The organism is Ruminococcus flavefaciens, from assembly GCF_900108555.1.
Lineage (GTDB): Bacteria > Bacillota > Clostridia > Oscillospirales > Ruminococcaceae > Ruminococcus > Ruminococcus flavefaciens_P.
In genome coordinates this window covers 65,647-71,846 of the sequence record NZ_FNWV01000014.1, presented here as the reverse complement: position 1 = coordinate 71,846, position 6,200 = coordinate 65,647, and the positions used below count along the sequence as shown (strand labels likewise).

Annotated in this window: 8 protein-coding genes and 1 pseudogene; all 9 read right to left on the bottom strand. The window is 45.1% G+C overall.

Going from position 1 to position 6,200, the window contains the following annotated elements:
- Window positions 1–473, bottom strand: a 473-nt coding sequence (locus BLW60_RS14505) for a sugar phosphate isomerase/epimerase family protein (protein WP_139283433.1), incomplete at its 3' end; no start/stop codon positions are given.
- Window positions 474–491: 18 nt separating this feature from the next.
- Window positions 492–701 (bottom strand): hypothetical protein, encoded by a 210-nt coding sequence (locus BLW60_RS14500; RefSeq protein ID WP_074718630.1) that lies wholly within the window; start codon window positions 699–701, stop codon window positions 492–494.
- 13 nt (window positions 702–714) lie between these two features.
- Window positions 715–1,476, bottom strand: coding sequence for a YdcF family protein (locus BLW60_RS14495; protein ID WP_074718628.1), 762 nt, complete (start codon window positions 1,474–1,476; stop codon window positions 715–717).
- 25 nt (window positions 1,477–1,501) lie between these two features.
- Window positions 1,502–2,338, bottom strand: a complete 837-nt coding sequence (locus BLW60_RS14490) for a PHP domain-containing protein (RefSeq protein ID WP_074718626.1) — start codon at window positions 2,336–2,338, stop codon at window positions 1,502–1,504.
- 210 nt (window positions 2,339–2,548) lie between these two features.
- Window positions 2,549–3,370 (bottom strand): 16S rRNA (cytidine(1402)-2'-O)-methyltransferase, encoded by an 822-nt coding sequence (gene rsmI / locus BLW60_RS14485; RefSeq protein WP_074718624.1) that lies wholly within the window; start codon window positions 3,368–3,370, stop codon window positions 2,549–2,551.
- Complete coding sequence (locus tag BLW60_RS14480) at window positions 3,367–4,089, bottom strand: tRNA1(Val) (adenine(37)-N6)-methyltransferase (protein ID WP_074718622.1); 723 nt, start codon at window positions 4,087–4,089, stop codon at window positions 3,367–3,369. Before BLW60_RS14480 ends, rsmI begins: the two co-directional genes overlap by 4 nt.
- Before the next feature lie 11 nt (window positions 4,090–4,100).
- Entirely contained in the window at window positions 4,101–4,475 is a 375-nt protein-coding gene (locus BLW60_RS17230; protein WP_278289926.1) for a GNAT family N-acetyltransferase, read from the bottom strand.
- Window positions 4,476–4,583: 108 nt separating this feature from the next.
- Window positions 4,584–5,111: pseudogene (locus BLW60_RS16555) on the bottom strand (cysteine hydrolase family protein); the annotation flags it as partial.
- Window positions 5,108–6,190, bottom strand: a complete 1,083-nt coding sequence (gene mnmA / locus BLW60_RS14470) for a tRNA 2-thiouridine(34) synthase MnmA (protein ID WP_207645947.1) — start codon at window positions 6,188–6,190, stop codon at window positions 5,108–5,110. The gene mnmA and the pseudogene BLW60_RS16555, both read right to left, overlap by 4 nt.
- Window positions 6,191–6,200: the final 10 nt, after the last annotated feature.

Genomic DNA, 6,200 nt, shown 5'->3' with positions numbered 1-6,200 from the left:
AGTACTGCTGCAAGACGTGCTGTGTCTGAATATACGCCGTTTGTCTCTACGAGAAGTGTTACATTGTACTCCTCTGCGATAGGTACCAGCTTCCGGAGTGCCTCAACGATATAATCATCATCTATCTCATCAACAGGAGCCGGATCAAGATCAGCCAGTATTCTTATATAAGATGCATTGAGTTTCTGTGCAAGCTGTGCATATGCCTTTATCTCGTCCTCAGCTGCCTGATACTTATCCTTGAATTTAAGGCAGGCACCTGATGAAAGACATGGTATCTCAAGTCCCAGTGATTTTAACTTAGAAATGGTATTTGGCAGCTGTGCTTCTGTAAAAGGCTGGGCCTTAACAGAAAAGATCTCGTTGCCGAGTCCTCTGATCTCAATTCCGTCAAATTTAAAATCCTTTGCCATTGAGTAGATATCTGTCCACGACCATTCAGGACAAGCCAGAGTTGAAAATCCGATCTTCAAAATAACCATTCCTTTACATTATAAATTGATTTTTGCCTTATATGTTAAGGCATCGTTTATTTCCAATAATTCAGCTTTGAATTTCTTTTTATCGAAACCCGAGGACACCATATATGCCTCAGCGACCTTTCGCGTGGTGAAACGTCGTGCATACTCCGCACGATATACGAAAAATCTCGGAGATACTGCATACATTCCGTCAGAAATATGCTTTATTACCCATTTCACACGCTATTGTCCCCTATCCGAATATTTTATAATAAACAACGCCAAACCATTCACGCACCCAGTATGTGGGCACAAGATACCATGATGTATAACCTGAGATGTTATACGCTTTGATGTCCTGCTTTTCAGCTATCATCTCAGCACGAAGCTGGTGGTAGCTGTCTGTTATAAGTGTGATCTTGTCAGGAAGCCCCTCTGCGGATATTATCTCTTTGGAAAAGCGAAGATTTTCCTCTGTATTCACAGATCTGTCTTCCATATATATCCTTTCGGGAGCAATGCCCTTTTCTACAAGCCATGCCTTCATGCACTGAGCTTCGCTGATAACTTCGTCATCGCCTTTGCCGCCCGAAACTACAGCAAATACACCTTCGTGCTGTGAAAGATACTCATATGCAGCATCAAGCCTGCGCCTGAGCATCAGGCTTGGTGCGCCGTCCTTTACCTTACAGCCGAGAACGACTACTGTCGTATTCTCGTCCTTTGGCGGATTGTCGGAAGCTCTTATCATAAATATGCTTATGACAACGGCAATAATAACACCTATGACCGCAAAAGCACTTATTAAAGAAAGAATAACTTTTCCTAAAGGCTTTTCCCAGCACCGTCCAGCGAACGAGCTGAACCTGCCCCAGAATATAAATATCAGCGTCAGCATCCCACAGATACCCATGCCCGCACAGTTTCCGAGATTGATTATACCAACGCCCAGAGGCATTGCAAATATCAGAAATAGTGCCAGGCACAGAAGTGCAGGTATCACTTTTATTTCCATAGGATCACCTCTTTTGAACTGCCGCTTACTTCATGCTTGCGGCAAGTTTCAGGATCCTGTCAAGATTTTCCTTTGTAGTAGTCTCACTTCCAAGATGTGTCGGTACTTTATTATATAGTCCGTGGAAGTCAGAACCGCCTGTTTCGATAAGATCGTACTTTTTAGCAATAGCTGAAAGTGTCTTGCGAGTCTTCTTGTCAGCAGAGAAATGTCCGACCTCTACGCCGTCTATCTTGCCCTTCTTGGCAAGCTCTTCAAGAAGCTCGATATTGTTGTACTGCGCAGGGTGAGCCATTACTGCAACGCCCTTTGCTGTATGTATCAGGTCTATTACAAAATTCACGTCAGGGTACTCACGCTCAACGTAGCATGAGCCCACCTCGGGATTGAACAGCTCTCTGTCAAGATCGCCGTAGAATTCCAGTGCGTAGCCGTAATCAATAAGGGCACGCATTATATGCTGTTTGAATATGCTTTTGGAAGCAGTTGTACGCTTTAGTATGCTCTCCTGTGTTATGGGGAATTTCTCCATGACCTTTTCGATCATTTCTCTTGAACATTCCTTTCTGATCTCACAGGATTTCATGCAAAGTCCTTCAAGTCTGTTTGGCTTTGAGGGTGCATAGCACAAAATGTGTACCTTGCTGTTTCTTTCCTTATCCCATGCCGATAGCTCAACGCCGTGGAGTATCTTTATCCCGGCACGTTCGCCCAATACATCGGCTCTTGAAAAGGAAGCCATAGTATCGTGGTCGGTTATCGAAAGCCAATCGATATTCATGCGTTTCGCCTGCGCAATTACATCTTCTATGCCAAGCGAACCGTCGGAAAGAGTCGTGTGACAGTGCAGATCGCAAATCATACATAACCTTCTTTCGCCGTATTTCTGCGGCAGAATATTTTTTTATATTTAGTATTGATAAGGCGCTTTTTTTATAACATGGTTACAAAAAACTCTAACAGTAATAATAACGCTAATAATTATATCACAATACTATGCACATTTCAAGTATTTTAGCCTAATTTTCACATTTTTATCACTTTTCTGCACTATCGCAATAAAGTATTCTAACTAAAGCAATGCGTAAAGTTCACTCTTTCGGAAGCCTGTTTCCTTTGCCACTGCCTTGCAGGCATCAGTGGGCTTTTCTCCCATATCTATGAGCTTTTTCACCTGCTTCATAGCTTCTTCTATTGTAAGCTCACCGCCGCTGTTCCCCTGCGCTCCTTCAAGCACAAGAACATATTCGCCGCGTGGCTCGTTCTCATTATAATAGCTTACAGCCTCGGCGAGCGTCAGCCTGAGAACTTCTTCGTGTATCTTCGTAAGCTCCCTGCAAAGCGATATCCTGCGTTCACCGCCGAAAAAATCAGCAAGGTCGGAAAGCGTAGTTTTCAGCTTGTGCGGAGCTTCGTAAAATACCATTACCGCAGTCTCGCCGCGAAGCTTTTCAAGCCGCTCTGCTCTCTCCTTTTTCGGAACAGGCAGAAATCCCTCAAAGGTAAATCTTCTTGTGCTCAGTCCCGATACTGCGACTGCTGATACTACAGCACTTGGTCCCGGTACTACCTTTATGTCTATGCCGCTCTCCGCACACATCTTCACAAGCACCTCTCCCGGATCGGAGATACAAGGCATTCCTGCGTCTGTAACTATACCGCAGCTCTCCCCAGCAAGCAGTCTGTCGATAATATGCTGTGCATCGGCTTTGGAGCTGTGCTCATGGAAGCTTACGAGCTGCTTCTTTATTTCAAAACGGTTCAGGAGCTTTAGTGTTACTCTTGTATCCTCTGCACATAAAAAATCCACTTTTTCAAGTGTATCAAGCTGCCTGAGAGTAATGTCTTCAAGGTTGCCTATGGGTGTGCCTATTACGTAAAATGTTCCGCTCATGCCTGCTCCTTTCCTGTGTCGTATATTTTTTGCAGCTCTTCCGTAAAGCCGTTTTCGCTTCGTATGTAGAGCTGAGGCTCGACCTTCATAAACGGCTTCGAGCCTTTCTTGCCCTCTATGAGAAAAAGCCACGGTGCTTCCTCTGCGTTCTTTGAAACAAAACGAAGCCTTTTGGGCTCTATGTCATGGCATTTCATGGCGTATATAACATCGCTGAGCCGCTCGGGACGATTGCAGACACATAATCTGCCTCCGAATTTCAGAAGCTTCTGTGCTGCTGCACATACGTCATCAATTGTACATAGTATCTCGTGACGAGCTATTTTCTGAGCAGTTATAACGCTCTGAAAGCCTGCGTTGTTCACCTTATATGGCGGATTGCAGGTAACGAGATCAAGCTGTCCGAGAGGTGCGCCCTCCCATAGCTCCTTTAAGTCTGCACATATGGGCACTATGCCCTTAGTCTCGCTTTTTTCGAGTCCCAGGCGAAGCTGTTCGATAGCTCCATCCTGTATATCAACTGCATATGTTATCTGCGGCGGCATTTTCTTCTGCATGATAAGCGGTATGATCCCGCAGCCTGTACCGAGATCGCAGGCTTTGTCCTTTGCGCGGTACTGAGAGAAGTCAGCCAGCAAAAATGCGTCCGTACCGAAGCGGTGATCGCTGCTGGCGCAGACGTAAATTTTATCGGTGAGTTTTTCGTATTTGTATTCCATATTTTTCCTTTTTATCTTTTCATCATCACAAGGTATTCAGTAGTTCCATCTTCATATTTCCTTGTGTCTGTAAGTTGAAAACCATGTGCTTCATAGAAGCGGATAGCATCAGTGTTCTTTTCTATTGTCCAAAGGTAATTGACTGAATAGTTTTCTTTGGCATATTCGATCAATTCTGAGCCGACTCCCTGACCTTGAAAGAAATGATCAACATATAATTCGACTATCTCTTCTTTCTCTATGCGGATAAGCCCTTTTACGATCCCGTCATCATGCAGGAACATATTGTCAAGGAAGCCGTTTTCAATGTAGTTCTTTGCAACAGGTAGTACCTGTAATTCTCCAAATGAATATGCGTCGTCATTAAATATCGAGCGATACTTCATTCGTTTTGCAAACACAAGTATCTCTGCAATTCTCGAAGCGTCTTGTTCTGTAGCCCTTCTGATATGTGTCTCATTCCCATTGCTGAATTTAGGCATATCATCGCTATTGCGTATCAGTTCAAGGACTTCCGCCATTTTTACGCACTTTGCATACCTGTTCTTCCACATAAAGTCATTGTAGTAGCGGTAGGTCTGCTCCCCTGTCATATGATCGTTGCTGAATGTGGTGTTGCAGTTTTCGGGAACTATCATCTCAAAGCCGTGTTCAAATCCGCACTTCACTGTAGCATCTATGCAGTAATCAGTCTGCAAGCCTGTTACTATGAGCTTCTTTACGCCCTTTGAACGAAGATACTCAAGAAGTCCGCTGTCACGGAAAGGACTGTTTACATTCTTGTCGAATACTTTTTCGCCTGCTTTCGGTGCAAAATCATCGGCTACATCAAAGCCGTCTTTTCCCATTGAAAGCGGCTCGCCTGCTCCGTCATCGTGGCGGACATATATGACTTCGACGTTGTTTTTCCTTGACTCGGATATGAGATTGATGAGGTTGTCTCTGAAAACTGCGAAGTTATACAGCGTATCAACTGTTATGAGTTCCTGTACATCAACAACAAGAAGTGCTGTGTCACTCATTTTATTGTACCTCCGCCTACAACTATATCTCCGTCATACAGTACCACAGCCTGACCACTCGTTACAGCTCTTTGCGGTTTGTCAAATTCTACCATGTATTCACCATTGCCGAGATATGTAACTACAGCAGGCTGTTCCTTCTGGCTGTAGCGTGTTTTTGCTGTTACACGCATGGGAGCTTCAAGCTTTTCTACAGCGATCAGATTGAAATCGTCGGCAATAAGGCTCTTTGTATAAAGGTCGCTTTCAAGTCCGAGCGTTACTGTGTTTGCGTCCAAATCCTTGCGGACCACGTAGGCAGGATGTCCGAGAGCGATACCAAGTCCCTTGCGCTGCCCGATAGTATAGTTTATGATGCCCTTGTGCTCGCCGAGGACCTTGCCGTCCATATCAACAAAGCTGCCGCATGGCGTTTCACAGCCTGTAAAACGCTTTATGAACGAAGCGTAGTCACCGTCGGGTACAAAGCATATATCCTGACTGTCGGGCTTGTTGGAGTTTACCAGTCCTGCGGACTCTGCAAGCTCCCTCACCTGTGTTTTTTCAAGCTCCCCCAGCGGAAAAAGAGTATGCGAGAGCTGCTCCTGAGTAAGTGCATAAAGGACATATGTCTGATCCTTGCTTCTGTCTTTAGGACGTTTCAGCAGCCAGCGTCCGCGGCTCTCGTCATATTCATTGACTGCATAATGTCCTGTAGCTATGTAGCCGTAATCCAGTTCCAGAGCTCTGCGAAGCATCTTGTCGAACTTTACATGACGATTGCACTCTATACATGGATTAGGTGTGCGTCCGCTGAGGTAGCTGTCAGCAAACTGCTGCATAACGTGCTCGCGGAAAACCTCTCTGAAATTGAACACAAGATGCTCAAAACCAAGCCTTATGGCTACACTTCTTGCGTCCTCCACGTCAGATAATGCGCAGCAGGTCTTGCCCTCTTTTTTCGCCTCGGAGATGTCCTCGTCAGAGAATAGTTTCAGGGTGACACCCATTACCTCATAACCTTTATCTCTGAGCAGCATTGCGGCTACGGAGCTGTCAACTCCGCCGCTCATGCCAACCATTACTTTTTTCATCTGTATGCTCCTTTTA